Here is a 17190-nt window from a genome sequence, read left to right as displayed (position 1 = left end):
AAAAGCTTAAAATTAAAAAATTTCAAACTTTTTGAATAATTTTTCATCATTTGGAAGTAAATTTCTTGTAATAAGTCTATCTATGACTTCTTTAGAGCAATTTGTCATTAAAGGCCATTCTTTATGATAATCTTCTAATGATCCTTTATTTGTTGCATCAATCGCAACGCAATCTTTTTTGATAAATATATCTCTTTTTGCATCTATATTATTTACCACACGCCAAATTAGCATATAAGGATTTTCTAAAATAGCATCTGTATCTAAAAAAACTAAAATTCTAAAATGCTTTTTACAAGTTTGTAATTTTTCAAAAACTTGAACAATTTTTTCTTTTTTATCTATCAAAATCACGCAAACTGGAGCAAAGGTTTGAGTGTAAAATTGCTTTAATTTTAAAATACTTTGATCTTTTTCTTTAAAAAGTGAAAGTAAAGTCTCATCGTTTAGAATTTCAAGTTCAACTTTTTTCTCATCACCACATGCATCAAGTCCTGCTTTACCACCATAACAATAAGTGCTTGAAGCATGGTCGAGTTGATCACAAATTCCTTCGCTAATAAGTAATTTTTCTTCATCAAAGCGATTGAGTATATAAGGTATGAGTTTGTCATAATCTTTCAAACAAGGCGCATTTTCATCAACAAAAATAGCATGTTTTACAAAACTCATTTGCCCTACTCCCCAAAAAGTATGCATGACTTGTTTTGCATGAGCTGGGTATTTTGCTTCTATTTTGGCCAAGATTAGATTATGAAAAACCCCATTTTCAGGCATGTTATAATCTATCAAATCAGGAGCATTTGTCTGAAGTAAAGGCAAAAAAACTCTTTCTGTTCCAAGCCCCATGTATTTATCTTCTAAGGGTGGTTTTCCTACAACAGTAGCTTGATAAATCGCATTTTTTTTAGCAAAGATTTTTTCTACTTTTAAAATAGGACAAAGTTCAACAGGGGTATAAAAACCTGTATGGTCTCCAAAAGGTCCCTCAGGTGCGAATTCATTTGGATCTACAAAGCCCTCAATCACAAAATCACTATCATAAGGCACATAAAGATGATTGCTTTTACATTTTGCCAAAATGGCAGGTTTTTTCTTGATAAAACCATAAAGTAAAAGTTCAAAAATTCCTTTTGGTAAAGGCGCTTGAGCACACCAAATATATAAAGGATCTCCACCTATGGCTATACTTACTGGCATTTTTTGATTTGCTTTTTTATACTCATGGAAAAAATGGCTCGCATCTTTGTGAATTTGCCAATGCATAAGCAAGGTTTTTTCATCAACTACTTGCAAACGATACATTCCAAGATTATTTTGCTTTCCATCTATACTTTGAGTATAAACTTGTCCCATGGTGATAAAAGGCGCAGCGTCTTTTTCCCAAGTTTTTAAAATAGGCATATCATATAATGAATTTAAGCTTTTATAGTTGAATTCTCCATCTTTTTTAATGCGTTTTGGTGGGATATTTTTTAAATCAAGCAAGGTTTTGAAAAAATTTAATTTTGCACCAAAGCTTTGTGGTATATGCATTTTAAGTAAAGAGCTAATTTCTTTAGCTATATCTTCATAGTCTTTTTCAAATGCTAATTTTAAAGCTTTTTCATTACAAAAAGTATTTAAAAGAACAGGATAATCGTATTTTTTACCATTTTTTACTGCATTAGTAAAAAGTAAGGCTTTTGAGTCTTCTTTTTTAACTTCTATATAAGCTAAATGTGCCATTTCAAGATCAACATCAACGGGTTCATGAATGGTTTTTAATAAATTATTTTTTTCTAAAAGCTCTACGAATTTTTGCATTTATATCATACTCTCTGCTTCTTTTAAAATTTCTTTTGCACCTTTTGCTATCATTTCTTTAGCTAAAAGCTCGCCCGCTTTTGCGTAATCTTGCTTATCAATCATTCTTTTTTCTTTGAGAATTTTACTTGCATCAGGTAAGCCTACTATGGCGCGAATTTCTATTTTTTCATCAATGATTTTTGCATTAATACCTATAGGTACTTGGCAGCCACCTTCTAGAGTTTTTATAAAATCTCTTTCTATATGGGTTTCTATAAAGGCATTTTCATCATTTAAGCATTCAAGGTATTTTAAAATTTGCTTATCGTCAATGCTTTCTATGCCTAAGGCTCCTTGGGAAGCTGCGGGTATCATCTCATCAAGCTCAAAAGCTCTAATGTATTTTATTTCTTTATCCAAACCTAAGCGTTTAATACCAGCTAAAGCTAAAATAATAGCGTCAAATTCTTTGGCTTTAAGTTTTTCTAAGCGCGAGTTGATATTGCCTCTTAGAGAAATGATATTTAAATCAGGTCTTAGTGCTAAAAGTTGCATTCTTCTTCTAAGGCTTGTAGTGCCTACTTTTGCACCTTTTGGGAGAGCATTTAAGCTTTCATAATATTCACTTAAAAAAGCATCATTTATCACTTCTCTTTTTGAAATAGCAGCTAAAACTAAGCCATCAGGAAAGAAGCTTGGCACATCTTTTAAGCTATGCACAGCTAAATGCGAATCGCCTCTTAACATACTTTCTTCAAGTTCTTTTGTAAAAAGTCCTTTTCCACCTATTTTAGCCAAAGGTGAATCAAGTAAAACATCGCCTTTAGTTTTAAAACCCTCTAAAGAAATTTCTAATTCAGGATGTGTTTGAGATAATTTATTTTTTACATACTCACTTTGCCATAATGCAAGTTGGCTTTTTCTTGTTGCGATGATTAATTGCATTTTTTATGCTCCTGTATAATTTCTACATCTATGATTTCTTCTTCGTTGTTTGTTTGATGATATTTTCTTTTTTGTTTTGTAAATAATTTTAATATCATCATAAAAAATAAGAGTAAAATTCCTAAAAATGTACTTAAAATTCCTGGTATTAAAAGCAAAATTCCTACTATGGTTAAAGAAAATAATTTAACCATACCAAATAAATTTGTATTGGTATTTTGCATAGTGATGAGATTTGTCCAAGTCTTTGCTAAAAACATTGCACCTAAAAACATACTTGCAAAAACTATCATAAAAAAATTTAAAAAACCAAAAAAGGTTATAAATAAAATACTGGCGATTAATTCTAAAATCAAAAATGCACTTAAATTTGTTTTTACCATCATAGAATTTTCTCTAAGTGTGAAATTACTTCTTGGGTTTTCAAAACTTGTTTTTCTAAGGTATTTCTATGAATCAACTCTACTTCATCATTTTCTAAGCCCTTGCCTACAACTAAAGCATAAGGAAAGCCCATTAATTCAAAATCATTAATCTTTACACCAAAACGCTCATTTCTATCATCAAATAAAATCTCTTTATCACTAAAATGTGTGTAAATTTGTTCAGCAAATTCCATAGCTTTTGTGTCTTTTATATTAGAAACGATGATATCTAAAACAAAAGGAGCTAAAGTTTTATTCCAAATACAACCTTTTTCATCATGGCTTGCTTCTATGGCAACAGCTACTAAACGACTCACTCCCATACCATAACAACCCATAGTGAAAAATTGAGCTTTACCATTTTCATCTAAATAGCTTGCATTCATTGCTTTTGAGTATTTATTTCCAAGTTTAAAAATATGCCCTACTTCAATACCCTTGCTTTGCTTAAGCTTATGCTGGCATTTTGGACAAAGATCATGCTCTTTAACTGCCGCAAGATCTTTAAAGCGTTCTTTATTTAAATTTACAACATTGATTCCGACTAAATGATAATCTTTTTTATTTGCACCAATAATCATATTTGTTTCATTTTCAAGCTCATGATCAATATAAAAATCAACGCCATTTAATCCTACAAAGCCGATAAATCCTGGCACTAAACCTGCTTTTTCTAATTCTTCTTCACTTACATCGGCCAACTCTAGTGCATTTGCTGCATTTAGTGCTTTAACTTCTTGTAATTCATCATCACCGCGTATAAAAAATACTACAATTTTTTCTTCATTTTCATAAATAGCTTTTTTAGCAATAGCTTTAATAGTATAGTAAGGGTTAATTTTAAAAAATTCCGCTAATTCTTCTATAGTTTTTACATTTGGAGTGTGAAATTGTGTAGCAAAGTCAGCTTCTGGCCTTTCATCTTCACAACTTTTTTTAGCTCTTTTTGCTGCTTCAATATTTGCAGCATAATCACAATGCTCACATAATAATATATCATCCTCGCCATTTTTAGCCAAAACCATAAATTCTTTTGAACCACTGCCACCAATAGCCCCGCTATCAGCTTCAACAGCTCTAAATTCAAGTCCTAATCTTGTAAGAATTTTACTATAAGTTTCATGCATAAGATTAAATTCTTTGTCTAAATCAGCTTCGCTGGCATGAAAGCTATAGCCATCTTTCATTAAAAATTCCCTACATCTTAAAAGTCCAAATCTAGGCCTAGCTTCATCTCTAAATTTAAGTCCTATTTGATACAAATGCAAAGGAAGTTGTTTGTAAGAATTTATTTTATTTCTTACTAAAGCTACCATAGCTTCTTCATGGGTTGGCCCTAAAACAAAATCATTTTCTTTTCTATCTTTAAAGCGTAAAAGCTCTTTACCAAAAACATTAAATCTCCCACTTTCTTTCCAAAGTTCAGCTGGAGTATTAAAACTTAAATTTACTTCTAAAGCCCCTGCTTTATCCATTTCTTCTTTGATGATATTTTTAATCTTATCTAAAACTCTTTTTCCTAAAGGTAAAAAATTATACAAACCACTTCCAATTTGTTCTACAAAGGCACCTTTAACTAAAAATATATGACTTGGTAAAGTAGCATCTTTTGGATTTTCTTTTGTGCTTATGGCATAAAATTTACTAAATTTCATGATTATTCTCCAAATTAAATTCACATTTATAAAGGTTTAAACCTTCCATATTTTCATTTTTTAAATCAAACACATAACGCATAGCATTAATTACTGAATCATTTTGCATAGTTCCGCTTAGTTTTTTTAAATTTACGCTAGGATGATGTAAAAATGCATTCATTACTTGTCTTATAAGTTTTCTTGCTTCTTCATGGTTTGAGTGCTTTAAATATCCTTTATCTATAGCCTTTTGTAATTGTTCTTTAGCGATTTCATCAGCTTGTAAGCGTAATTGCTTAACTAAAGGCAAGGTTGCTAGTTTGCTTAGATGTTGAAAAAACTCATTTGTCATAGTACCTACTATGGAATAAGCAATTTGGGCTTGGTGTTCTCTTAGAGTTAAATTTTTTCTTACAACTTCTTCTAAATCATCAACAGCATAAACTATATTTTTTTCATTTGCTTTTACATCAATATCCCTAGGCACTGCTATATCAAAAAAATATCTTTTATAATCTTTTTCTTCTAATAAATCATTGGTTATGATAGCATGTGGAGCGTTTGTGGCGCTAAAAAATATCTCATATTGATTTAATGCTTCTTTTAAATTTGCAATACTTTCATAGCTTGCATTTTCACCTAAATCCTCGCAAAGCTTTTGGGCATTTTGTATATCTCTATTTAATATCAATACTTTAGCCTTGGCATTTAGTAAATGCTTACAGGCTAGTTCGCTCATTTCTCCTGCACCTACTACAACAGCAGTTTTATTTTCTAAATTTACAAGTTCTTTAGCTTTTGCCACCGCCACTGAAGCAACCGAAATAGGATTTTTAGAAATTTCAGTTTGATTTCTAACATTTGCCGCACATTTAAAAGCATAATGGACTGCTCTAGTTATATGCACACCACATCTTTGCTCTTGTAGAGCAAATTTATAAGCATCTTTTAATTGTCCAGCAATTTGTGTTTCTCCAATAACTAAACTATCAAGCGAACTTGCCACAGAAAATAAATGATGGATGGCTCCGCTATCTTCGTAAAAATCAGCCTTGGTGCTTAAATTTTCTCTATCAACCCCACAAAGCAAACTAAGTGTTTTTAAAATATGCTCATTAATTCTTTCAACATCCCCAACAAAAAGAAAAATTTCAACCCTATTGCAAGTACTAAGCACTAAGCTTTCTAAAATTTTATTATTAGTATGGATTAGCTTTAGTAATTCTCTTTTTTTGTCTTCATTAGAAAAGGAAAGTTTTTCTCTAGTAGCAATATCTGTATTTTTATGTGTAAAACTGATGCAGTAATAATGCATTAAAATTCCCTTTCTATCATGCTTTTAATAATATCTTCTAAATCTTTTATATTGTATTTTTTTATGGCTTTTAGTGCATTATTTGCATAAGTGTTTAGTTCTTGGCCAACTTGATCAAAAATTTCATGCTCTTGCATTTTACTTTTAATCCAAGCAAGCTCATTCACACTTAAATCTTTCTTGTAATAAGACTTAAGTATTTCTTGATCTTGTGGATTTAATTTTTCATGTAAATACATATAAGCAAGAGTGGTTTTACCTTCTTTAAAATCATTCATAGCAGGTTTACCTAAAGTTTGCTCATTACCTTTGATATCTAAAATATCATCTACAATTTGAAAAGCTAAACCTAAATTTTTACCATATTCTGCAAAATCATCTTCATTTAAATTAGCAAGTATTGCCCCACACCTTGCACTAGCTTCGATTAAAATGGCTGTTTTATTATATATCATTTGTAAATAAGTATTTTTATCAGTATTGAAAGTTTCGCTTAAATTTACATCCATTAATTCACCAACAGAAAGCATTACAACAGCATTAGAGATAATTTTTGCTAATTTTAAATCAATCAAAGAAAGTTCATAGAAGGCTTTTGAGTATAAAATATCTCCAAGCATGATAGCATTTTTAGCTCCAAATTGTGCATTGATAGACTTTACACCTCTTCTTAATTTTGCTTCATCAATCACATCATCGTGCAATAAGCTTGCAGCATGAATTAACTCTATAATAGCACAGATTTTATAGCTAATATCACTTTCCCCAGCTATTTTTAAAAGTAGTTTTGAGCGTAATTTTTTACCACCTTGAAGTTTTGAACTCATGGTTAAAATAGGCTCATAATTTAATTCAGATAAAAATTCATGCATATACTGATCGATCTTTTGCACTATGCTTTCCTTAGTTTTCTTATAATTATATTTTATTAAATTTTACTTTAGTTTTGATTAAGAGTGGCTTTTCTAGGGTCTAAAAATTCTACTTCTAATTTCTTATCTCTATCTTCTATATACACAGTAAAAATAGCCTCACCTTTTTTAAAATCACTAAATTCAAGTATCAATCTTGCTCTATCTATATGAGGATTTTTATAATCAGGCACTAAGGTTTGATCAACCCAGTTTAAATTTCTTCTTAAAGACATCACAAATTGTCTAGGGTATTTTTTATACTTTGAATGAACAATGATATTAGTTTGATCAAATAAAGTCCATGAGAAGTCAAAATAATAAATCTCATCAGGATAGTCAATTTCTTTTATTTTTACACTTGCTTTTTCATCTTTACTCAGGGTAAATTTATAAGTATAATCAAAAAATACTTCAGCTTTTAAAAAATTAAACATCAAAAATAAAGATAAAAATAAACGCAAAATCAACCCTCATATCCTAAAATTTCAGCACTTAAGCCTATGTAAAAATCATTTTTTCTCTCATTTATTAAGAGTGAATTTTCCATTTGAAATTGTGCTACATCATTTTCATTTAAACTATTTTTTTCTAAAAGCTCTATCATAGCGATATGATCGGCTAATAATTTTTCTAAAACATTTTCCAATGCGCCTAAATTTGCATATTTTATTGTTTCGATAAATTTTTCTTTAGGGCTTTTTGCAAACATTTCATCAAAAATATCCATTTTTTTAACCTTTCATGTGAGTTTGAATTTTTTCTATTAAAGTAGTTTTATCGTTAACTTCATCTAAGTCTTTAATTTCTTTTTGCCAAGAAATATGTATATAATCCATCTTAGCATTTTTAGCACAAAGTCTGTCTTTTAAACTATCGCCTATAAAAATACTTTTTTCATATTTTGCTTCATCTGCGATTAATCTTAACATCATAGGATCAGGCTTAGCTTCTATACCATAACTAACACCTAGTATTTTATCAAAATATGAAAGAATGTTTTGTTTTTTTAAAATAGGCACCAAGCTTTCTTGAGGTGCATTAGTAGCTATAGCCAGATAACAATCTTTTTTTTTACAAAATTCCAAAACCTCAAGCACACCATCAAAAAGCACCACACTTTGATCATAATGCTTAATAAAATATTTCTCATAACCTTCTTTAAAGCTAGTATGCGAGTAAGTATCAACCCCATAAAAAATCTTAGCATAATTTTGCCCAGGAGTATTGATAGTATCTAAAATAAACTCTCTTTTTAAAGGTTCTAAATTTAAATCCGCTCTTATTTCATTTACCGCACATACTATAGCATTAGCACTATCTATAAGCGTGCCATCCATATCAAAAATTACATTTATCAATATTCATCCTTAAATTTAATTTTATGTTTGTCTTTTTTGTAACTTTGATTATTTTTTAGCTTATACAAAGCATTAGCTTTTGAAGTTAAGGTTTTTTGGTCTAAACTCTCATTTAAACACTCATTTACAAAAAGCTCTAAAGCCTTAGTATAAGTAGAATCCAAAAACACCGCTTGAACTTTTTCAAAGATTTTAGCATTTTTTTGTATTCTTTCTCTAAAAAGTGTTAAATCAAAATCTTCCCTTTTTAAAGCACTTACAGCAGAGTTGGTAAATTTTTCTAAAGCTCTTACGTATTTAACTCTCAAAGCTTTTTCATCATTTTTCATTCTGCTGCACTTGTATTGATTCTACATTGTAATGCTTCTTGTACTAAATTTCTAGCTATTGAAGCTTCAGTATCTACAATGTGTAAATGTTTATCAGTATGTGGAAAAATGATCTTAGCACCCGTACCACTTGTCTTTAAAACTGTTTGTATAGGTTTGTTAAAACCAGAAAGCACTTGATAGAGCATATCAAGTTTAGCTTCATTGCTTATGGTTATAATAGCAACTGAGCATTCTTCTATATTAGCTACTTTTAATGTTTCTACTTGCGCTACACTAGCAAAAAAAACATTCTCATTTCTGCTACGCCCAAGTTCAACTAAATTTAAATCACTTTCTAAAACTAGATATGGAATACCTGTTTTTTTGATCTTTTGCACCACTTCTTGACCTAATCTTGTATAACCAAAAATGATAAAATGATCTTTCATTTTTTGATCACATAGATAAAATTTAGCCATATCATTTTGCTCACCTTCGGCTGCGTTGGCTATTTTTCTAAGATTATTTAAAATAAAAGGTGTTGCAACCATAGTGATGATAGAAACTATAATAAAAATTTGTGCTGTTTTTTCATCTATAAGCGAATTTACTTGCATTAATGAAAACACCGCTAGAGCAAATTCTCCAATTTGAGAAATACTTAAAGCAGTTTTTAAAGCTACTCTTTTTCTCGTATAAAGGATTAAAAGACCATAAATTACTACAAATTTTATTAATAACACCAAACTTACAAAAACAAAAATCAAAAACCAATTTTCAAAAACTATATGAAAATCAATTTGCAAGCCAACACTGATAAAGAAAAACCCTAAAAGTAAATCCCTAAAAGGAACTAAATCTGCTTCTATTTTATGTTTATATTTAGTTTCAGCTATCAAAGCTCCAGCTATGAATGCTCCAAGCGAGTAAGAAAAACCAAAAGAATGTGCTAAAAAGCTTGCTCCTATTACGGTAAAAAGTATAGTAGCGATGAAAATTTCATTTGCATTGGTCTTAATGATAAATTTTAAAACATAAGTAAAAAGGTATTTGCCTATAAAATAAAGCAAAACAAGTAAAATCACAGCACTGACTAAGGTTGTAAATAAAAGCTTTGAAATATCAGCGTTTTGAGAGCTAAATATATCAATCATTAACAGCAGTGGTATCACAGCAATATCTTGAAAAAGCAAAATTCCCAAAGCTTTTCGGCCATATTCTTCATTGATATCGCCACTATCATTAAGTATTTTTAAAACTATAGCTGTGGAGGATAAAGCTAGGGCAAAACCTGCTATCATTGCTATATGGTTTGCTATACCTAAAATATAAGTTACAAGTAAAGTACAAACCAAGCCACAAGTTAGCATTTGTAAACTTCCATTTAAAAACACTTCTTTTTTCATTGCTAAAAGGTGTTTAAAAGAAAATTCAAGCCCTATGGTAAACATTAAAAAAACTATACCAAACTCAGCCACATGGATAATGATTTCATTCGTGCTAAAACCATAAAATTCACGCACAAATAAACCTGTAGCTATATAGCCTATAATGGTTGGAATTCCAAATTTTTTAAGTATAACATTAAGTACGACAGCAACTGCTACTGCAGTTAAAAATAAAGTTATAAAAGCATCCACTCACCAACCTTTTTTGTAATGTTTTATTATTTTATTTTTTCTAAAAAAATTAAGTCAAAATTGCTTCTGTGTTTTACTACTGCTCTTGATTTTGAAGGATTATCTCTTCTATCAAGTTCTAATCTTAATTCTTCAATGGTATTTTCAAACTCATCAATTTTTGTTTTTAGTTTTAAAATCACATCAACACCAGCTAAATTAACTCCAAGATCTCTTGTTAAGCGTAAAATCATTTTGATTCTATCTATATCTTTTTGAGAATAAAGTCTCATTTTACCATCGGTTCTACTTGGCTCAACCAAACCTTCTTTTTCATATTGTCTTAGAGTTTGTGGGTGTATGCTTAAAACCTTTGCAACAACACTTATAAGATACACCGGTTCATCATAACTATGCTCCATTGCATACTCCTTTTAAGGTAATTTTTCTTCTAAAATTTTTACAAATTCAGGATCAAGGCTATTAATATTAGGTATTTTTACATTTAAAATTAAATACATATCTCCATAAAGGTCTGTTTTTCTATTTTGTACCCCATAACCTTTAAGTCTGATTTTTTGATTGTTTTTTGAATTTGACGGTATGGTGATTTTAACTTCTTTTCTTGGGGTATGTACGCTGATTTTATCTCCAAAAAGTGCTGTTTTTAAGCTAATTTCAACTTTTTTGTATAAATCATCATCTTCTCTTTCGTATTCATCGCTTTTTTCAAGCTCTACCTTTAAAATCAAATCTCCTTTTTGTCCTTGAAAGCTTTTTCCTTTACCTCGTATGCGTAGCTTTTCGCCATCTTTTATACCATGTGGAATTTTGATTTTAACTTGTTCGTTGTTGATATTTATAGTATGTTCACCACCTAAAATTCCTTTTTCAAAAGGAATTTTAACACTTGCTTGTAAGTCTAAATCCTCTTCAAAACCCCCAAAACCTCCAAAACCACTTCTAAAATTATTACTAGAACTAAAACCTCTACCAAAACCCCCAAAGCCTCCGCCAAAAATATTATTCAAAATATCATTGATATCAGCTCCGCCTGCATTTCTTGAAAAATCATGAAAACTTTGCCCACCAAACATAGAATCACCATATCTATCATATTGAGCTCTTTTTTTCTCATCACTTAAAATTTCATAAGCGGCGTTAATTTCTTTAAATTTTTCCTCAGCACCTGCTTCTTTATTGATATCTGGGTGGTATTGTCTTGCTAATTTTCTATAAGCTTTTTTTATTTCATCTGCGCTAGCATTTTGCGAAACACCTAGTGTCTCATATAAACTATTACTCATTTTTTATTCCTTATTTTTTATAAGATTATACCATAAACTTTAGTCTTAGTCAATCAACTTTTATAAGTTTTAAAACTAAAGGTTTTATTTACAATTGCGTAAAAATAAAATTTTATACTTGTGTAAATTGATTTTACAAAGGATAATACATGAAAAAAACTATGGTTCTTTCTTTGGCATTGGCAACTAGTCTTTTTAGTGCTAGTATTGATTTTAAACAAGCAGATGATAATGTAAAAAGATCTTTACCAACTGATAATCAAAATACTATACTTTCTTATCATGATTCTATACAAAAAGTTAAAAATTCAGTTGTGAATATTTCAACTTCTAAAACCGTTCAAAGTAATTCCTTTGGGATTGATGATTTTTTCAATGATCCTTATTTTAAACAATTTTTTGGTTTTGATTTTCCACAAGCTCCAAAAAGTAAAAAGAATAAAAAAGAAGTAGTAAGTTCGCTTGGATCTGGTGTAATTATCTCAAGTGATGGCTATATTATAACAAACAATCATGTTATAGAAGATGCTGAAAAAATTACTGTAAATTTACCCGATTCTAGCACTGAATATAAAGCTAAATTAATCGGAGCTGATCCTAAAACAGATTTAGCAGTGATAAAAATAGAAGCAAAAAACTTACCCGCAGTAGTTTTTGCTGATTCGGATAAATTATTAGAAGGTGATGTAGTGTTTGCTCTAGGTAATCCTTTTGGTGTTGGAAGTAGTGTTACAAGTGGGATTATCTCAGCTTTAAATAAAAACAATATAGGTTTAAATCAATATGAAAATTTCATTCAAACGGATGCTTCAATTAATCCTGGAAATTCAGGTGGGGCTTTAGTAGATAGCAGAGGGGCTCTAGTTGGGATAAATTCAGCCATACTTTCAAGAAGTGGAGGAAATAATGGTATAGGCTTTGCAATCCCTTCTAATATGGCAAAATCTATTGCACAAAAACTTATTGAGCATGGAAAAATAGAAAGAGGATATTTAGGTGTAGTTATAGGAGCTTTAACTCAAGATATTAAAAAAGCTTATACCAATCAAGAAGGAGCTTTAATAACAGAAGTTCAAAAAGACTCAGCAGCTTATAATGCGGGATTAAAAAGAGGTGATTTGATTATAAAAGTAGATAAAACTGTGATTAAAAGCCCCATGGATTTAAAAAATTATATAGGAAGTATTGATCCAAAACAAGCTATAGAGGTAACTTATGAAAGAGATAATAAAGTTAAAACAGCTAAATTTATGCTAAAAACAGATGAAAAATCGCTACAATATGAAAAAGATTATATTGATGGTTTAAAATTAGTAGAGCTTGATTCTAAAAATAAACAACAATACCGCATACCTGAAAATATTAGTGGTATTTTAATCACTGAAGTTACTCCAAAATCAAAAGCAGAAAAAATAGGCTTTGAGCAAGGTGATATTATTATAGGTATTGATCAATATGAAGTTTCAAATTTTAAAGAATTATCTAAGGCTTTAGAATTAAATAAAGGCAAAGAATATGTTAAAATTTGGATTAATAGAGATGGTATGGTTAGAGCTTTACTTTTTTAAGAAAGGAAGAAAATGACAAATATTTTAATGATAGAAGATGATTTAGAATTAGCTGAGATTATAGCTGAATATTTAGAGCAATTTGATATGAAAGTAGATATTGCTCATGAACCTTATATAGGTCTTTCAAGACTTGCTTTAAATCCTTATGATTTAATCATTTTAGATTTAAGCTTGCCTGGACTTGATGGACTTGAAGTGTGTGAAGAAATTCGTAAAAAATATGATACACCTATTATCATTTCAAGTGCAAGACATGATATTAGTGATAAGGTTACAGCTCTTGATTTGGGCGCAGATGATTATTTGCCAAAACCATATAATCCTCAAGAGCTTCAAGCAAGGATTAAAAGTCATTTAAGAAGAATTTCAAATACAAAAACCGCTCAAGCTCAAGTTAAAAAAGATCTTGTATATGATAAATACAAACATACTATCACTATGAAAGATCAAGAAATTAGCTTTACCAATGCTGAATTTGATATTTTGAGTTATTTAATTAAAAAAGAAGGTGGAGTGGTGAGTCGTGAAGAACTTGTGTATAATTGTAGCTCTATTAGTGAAGATTCTAGCAATAAAAGTATAGATGTAATCATTAGCAGAATCAGACAAAAAATCGGAGATGATCCTAAAACTCCAAAATACATTCATTCAATCAGAGGTATAGGGTATAAATTAACTCAATGAATAAATCATCAATTTTTTATACCATAACCTTTGTTTTTTTGCTTGCTAGTGTTAGTGTGATTTTGGCATTTTTATGGCTTATAAAATATGATCAGCAAAATTACACTAATGAGCTTAATGCGAAATATTCTTTTATAGCTAATGCAAGATTATTGTATTTTAACCATGTAATTAGCGAAAAAGAATTTTATGAGCAAACAAAAAATTACAAAATGATAGAACTAACAACCCCATCTTCTATAAGAAAAATCATCTACAAAGCTGAAACCATAGCACGCGCTCAAACTAGCACAGGTGTAGTTGAAATCATTACTTTAGAAGATAATGTATATTTAAAAATCATTTTTGATGGTAAGCTTTATTTGTACAAAGATTTAGAATATCAAGGTTATCGTTATTTTGTGATTAAGCTTATTGCTAGTATAGTGGTAATGGTTTTATTGATTTTATATATTTTTATCATTAGAAAATTAAAACCACTTAGAGCTTTAAAAAGACAAATAGATAAATTTGGCGAAAATAAACTCAATGAAATTCAAAATGTCAGTAAAGGCAATGATGAAATTTCTCAAGTAGCAACAGCCTTTTATGAGTCTATTTTGAGAATTCAAAAACTAAACACTTCAAGGCAATTTTTCTTAAGAAATATTATGCATGAGTTAAAAACACCTATTACTAAAGGTTTAATTACTTTAGAAATGCTTGAAGATAGCAAATATAAAGAAAGATTAGTGGGTGCTTTTAATCGTTTGGAAATTTTGATTAATGAATTTGCAGCCATTGAACAAATTACTTCAGGTGCTGGTTTGATTAATTTAAAAAAATACAATATCTTAGATCTTTTAGATGAAGCTAAAGATATAGCTATGAGTGATGATGAAAAAGTAAAAATTAGTATCAAAGAAAGTTTTAGCGTCAATGTGGATTTTAAACTTTTTACTACTGCGATGAAAAATATGATAGATAATGCAACAAAATACTCTGATGAAAATTGCGTTACTATAGAAATAACTAAAGATTATCTTTGCTTTAAAAACAAAGGAAAAGCCTTAGATAAAGACTTGAAATACTACACTCAAGCTTTTACGCAAGGAAAGAAAAACAAAGATAGTTTTGGACTTGGATTATATATTGTTAAGACTATTTTAGATTCTCATAAACTTACGCTTTATTATGAATATAAAGATGGTATCAATCATTTTTATTTTAATGATATACAAAATATAATTTTAAACTAGGAAGCTCATGCCCTTATCGCGTTTAAATGAAGAACAATACAAAGCTGCTAGTGCTCCTTTTGGACACAATCTAATCATAGCAAGTGCAGGCACAGGTAAAACTTCAACCATAGTTGCAAGAATAGCCTTTTTACTTCAAAATAATATAAAGCCTGAAAAAATTATGCTTTTAACCTTTACAAACAAAGCTAGTAAAGAGATGATTGAAAGACTTAGTAGGTATTTTGATAAAAGCATTACTTCAAAAATCACAGCAGGAACTTTTCATAGTACTGCTTATTCTCTACTTAAAGAGTTAAATCATGATATTATTTTAAAACCTGCGAGTGAGCTTAAAATTCTTTTGCGTTCTATTTTTGAAAAACGCACTTTTCATCATTTAAGCGATACTAAACCTTATATGCCAAGCTATTTGTATGATGTGTATTCTTTATTTCAAAATACTAATGCAAACTTAGATGAATTTTATAATTGGTTTTGTCAAAATTATGATGAACAAGCTGTTTATGCTGAAATTTATGAAGATATTTTAAAAGAATACGAAGAAGAAAAAATGCGTTTTAACTATGTGGATTTTAATGATTTATTGATCAAATTAAAACATGTTTTAATTTCACATCATTTTGAATTTGATGAGATTTTAGTAGATGAGTACCAAGATACTAATACTTTACAAGGTTCATTAATTGATGCTTTTAAAAGTAAAAGTTTATTTTGTGTGGGCGATTATGACCAGAGTATTTATGCTTTTAATGGAGCTGATATTTCTATTATAGGAAGTTTTAAAGATAGATTTATCGATGCAAATATTTTTACTTTAAATAAAAACTATCGTTCTAGTAAAAATATACTTGCGCTAGCTAATAAGGTAATCTTAAACAATGAAAGATTATATCCTAAAGAATTGATTGTAACTAGAGAAGGAGATTTTAAAGCACCAAGTTTGCTAACTTTCAATGAATTATTTGATCAATACTCTACCATAGCAAAAATAATCTTACAAAGTGGAGTTAATCTTGATGAAATCGCTGTTATTTTTAGAAACAATTCTAGTGCAGATGGAGTAGAAGTTGCCTTGAGAGAACTTGGTATAGCAAGCAAAAGAAAAGGCGGGGGAAGTTTTTTTGAAAGCTTGGAAGTTAAAAACTTTTGCTCTATGCTTGCAATCGTGCTTAATCCAAAAGATATCATGGCTTTTATACATTTACTTGAATACACCAAAGGAGTTGGTGGGGTTTTGGCAAAAGATATTTTTGATGCTTTATTAAAGCTGGGACATTCTAGTTTGATTAAAGGTTTTTTAAATCCTGATAGTAATGTGAGTTTAAAAAAATACAAAAAACAAAGTTACCAACTAGGACTTTTTGATGATATTGAGGAGCTAGCCTCGCCTTCAAGGTTTAACTTAGAAAGTGAATTTAACACCCATCCTATTTTAAGTCTACCTAAAATCAACGAGTTTTGTGCGAAAAATCTTGAAAAAATTTATCTTTTTATTAAAAAAGCAAGCGAGTGTAAGGTTTCAACTCAGCTTGTAAATTTAATCTTAGAAAATGATTATTTTAAAGAAATTTGTGATATTTTAGCAACCAAAAGAGCAACTAACAAAAGCTCTAATGTTGATTTAAATAAAAAAAATGAAATTTTAGAAAAAATCAATGCAAAAATGTTTGTATTAAAAGAACTTGCTAAAAATTACAGTGATAATTATAAATATTATAATTTTCTTACTCTTGGTGCTAGTGAAATGAGTAGTGGTAGCGGGGTTAATCTTTTAAGTATACATGCTAGTAAGGGGCTCGAGTTTGAGCTTGTATTTGTAATTGATCTTGCACAAGGAAGATTTCCTAATCAAAAACTCATGAGTATGGGTGGAAGTTTGGAAGAAGAAAGAAGGCTTTTTTATGTAGCAGTAACTAGAGCTAAGGATACTTTATACTTAAGCTATGCAAAATATGACAAGATTAAAAAAAGCAATTATCAACCCTCGTGTTTTCTAATCGAAGCAGGTATGTGCAAAGAAGAACAAAAATAAGACTTTATTAATCTTTTTATATTATGATTAATAAAAATCATTC

Annotated in this window: 17 protein-coding genes; 4 read left to right on the top strand and 13 right to left on the bottom strand. The window is 29.5% G+C overall.

Annotated features, from left to right (window positions below; translation table 11 throughout):
* Positions 1–12: 12 nt before the first annotated feature.
* The 13 genes from CAMP5082_RS03720 to CAMP5082_RS03660 are packed head-to-tail and all read right to left on the bottom strand — an operon-like array spanning position 13 to position 11619.
* Positions 13–1806 carry a menaquinone biosynthesis decarboxylase gene (locus tag CAMP5082_RS03720; protein ID WP_337205947.1) on the bottom strand — a complete coding sequence of 598 codons (1794 nt, stop codon included), beginning with the start codon at positions 1804–1806 and terminating at the stop codon, positions 13–15.
* Positions 1807–2733, bottom strand: a complete 927-nt coding sequence (gene hemC / locus CAMP5082_RS03715; RefSeq protein WP_337205946.1) for a hydroxymethylbilane synthase — start codon at positions 2731–2733, stop codon at positions 1807–1809.
* Positions 2724–3119, bottom strand: coding sequence for an FxsA family protein (locus CAMP5082_RS03710; RefSeq protein ID WP_263682265.1), 396 nt, complete (start codon positions 3117–3119; stop codon positions 2724–2726). The genes hemC and CAMP5082_RS03710 overlap by 10 nt, the downstream gene beginning before the upstream one ends.
* The gene (locus CAMP5082_RS03705) at positions 3116–4816 is read right to left on the bottom strand and encodes a proline--tRNA ligase (protein WP_337205996.1); all 1701 of its coding nucleotides are present in this window, start codon (positions 4814–4816) and stop codon (positions 3116–3118) included. Before CAMP5082_RS03705 ends, CAMP5082_RS03710 begins: the two co-directional genes overlap by 4 nt.
* Positions 4803–6110, bottom strand: a complete 1308-nt coding sequence (gene hemA / locus CAMP5082_RS03700; RefSeq protein ID WP_337205945.1) for a glutamyl-tRNA reductase — start codon at positions 6108–6110, stop codon at positions 4803–4805. The genes CAMP5082_RS03705 and hemA overlap by 14 nt, the downstream gene beginning before the upstream one ends.
* Positions 6110–7003: a polyprenyl synthetase family protein gene (locus CAMP5082_RS03695; protein WP_337205944.1), complete on the bottom strand. Its 894-nt coding sequence runs from the start codon at positions 7001–7003 to the stop codon at positions 6110–6112. Before CAMP5082_RS03695 ends, hemA begins: the two co-directional genes overlap by 1 nt.
* A 47-nt stretch (positions 7004–7050) precedes the next feature.
* A complete protein-coding gene (locus tag CAMP5082_RS03690) occupies positions 7051–7458 on the bottom strand; it encodes an exporting protein (protein ID WP_263679458.1) in 408 nt (135 codons plus the stop codon).
* A 29-nt stretch (positions 7459–7487) separates the two neighbouring features.
* Complete coding sequence (locus CAMP5082_RS03685; RefSeq protein WP_337205943.1) at positions 7488–7751, bottom strand: DUF2018 family protein; 264 nt, start codon at positions 7749–7751, stop codon at positions 7488–7490.
* 4 nt (positions 7752–7755) lie between these two features.
* Positions 7756–8382 carry an HAD family hydrolase gene (locus tag CAMP5082_RS03680; protein WP_337205942.1) on the bottom strand — a complete coding sequence of 209 codons (627 nt, stop codon included), beginning with the start codon at positions 8380–8382 and terminating at the stop codon, positions 7756–7758.
* Positions 8379–8711 carry a hypothetical protein gene (locus CAMP5082_RS03675; protein WP_337205941.1) on the bottom strand — a complete coding sequence of 111 codons (333 nt, stop codon included), beginning with the start codon at positions 8709–8711 and terminating at the stop codon, positions 8379–8381. The genes CAMP5082_RS03680 and CAMP5082_RS03675 overlap by 4 nt, the downstream gene beginning before the upstream one ends.
* Positions 8708–10333 (bottom strand): cation:proton antiporter domain-containing protein, encoded by a 1626-nt coding sequence (locus CAMP5082_RS03670; RefSeq protein WP_337205940.1) that lies wholly within the window; start codon positions 10331–10333, stop codon positions 8708–8710. The genes CAMP5082_RS03675 and CAMP5082_RS03670 overlap by 4 nt, the downstream gene beginning before the upstream one ends.
* 26 nt (positions 10334–10359) lie before the next feature.
* Positions 10360–10734: a heat shock protein transcriptional repressor HspR gene (locus CAMP5082_RS03665; protein WP_039668403.1), complete on the bottom strand. Its 375-nt coding sequence runs from the start codon at positions 10732–10734 to the stop codon at positions 10360–10362.
* A 12-nt stretch (positions 10735–10746) separates the two neighbouring features.
* Positions 10747–11619, bottom strand: coding sequence for a J domain-containing protein (locus CAMP5082_RS03660; RefSeq protein ID WP_337205939.1), 873 nt, complete (start codon positions 11617–11619; stop codon positions 10747–10749).
* Between the two features lie 149 nt (positions 11620–11768).
* Here CAMP5082_RS03660 and CAMP5082_RS03655 point away from each other — a divergent pair, with 149 nt between their 5' ends.
* The 4 genes from CAMP5082_RS03655 to CAMP5082_RS03640 are packed head-to-tail and all read left to right on the top strand — an operon-like array spanning position 11769 to position 17147.
* A complete protein-coding gene (locus tag CAMP5082_RS03655) occupies positions 11769–13187 on the top strand; it encodes a DegQ family serine endoprotease (RefSeq protein ID WP_337205938.1) in 1419 nt (472 codons plus the stop codon).
* A 12-nt stretch (positions 13188–13199) separates the two neighbouring features.
* The gene (locus CAMP5082_RS03650; RefSeq protein WP_120759067.1) at positions 13200–13874 is read left to right on the top strand and encodes a response regulator transcription factor; all 675 of its coding nucleotides are present in this window, start codon (positions 13200–13202) and stop codon (positions 13872–13874) included.
* The gene (locus CAMP5082_RS03645; RefSeq protein WP_087700579.1) at positions 13871–15112 is read left to right on the top strand and encodes an ArsS family sensor histidine kinase; all 1242 of its coding nucleotides are present in this window, start codon (positions 13871–13873) and stop codon (positions 15110–15112) included. Before CAMP5082_RS03650 ends, CAMP5082_RS03645 begins: the two co-directional genes overlap by 4 nt.
* Positions 15113–15119: 7 nt before the next feature.
* Positions 15120–17147 carry an ATP-dependent helicase gene (locus CAMP5082_RS03640; RefSeq protein WP_337205937.1) on the top strand — a complete coding sequence of 676 codons (2028 nt, stop codon included), beginning with the start codon at positions 15120–15122 and terminating at the stop codon, positions 17145–17147.
* Positions 17148–17190: the final 43 nt, after the last annotated feature.

Source organism: Campylobacter sp. LMG 17559 (genome assembly GCF_024723605.1).
Lineage (GTDB): Bacteria > Campylobacterota > Campylobacteria > Campylobacterales > Campylobacteraceae > Campylobacter_D.
The sequence above is the reverse complement of the archived record's forward strand: the minus strand, read 5'-3'. Positions and strand labels throughout refer to the sequence as shown.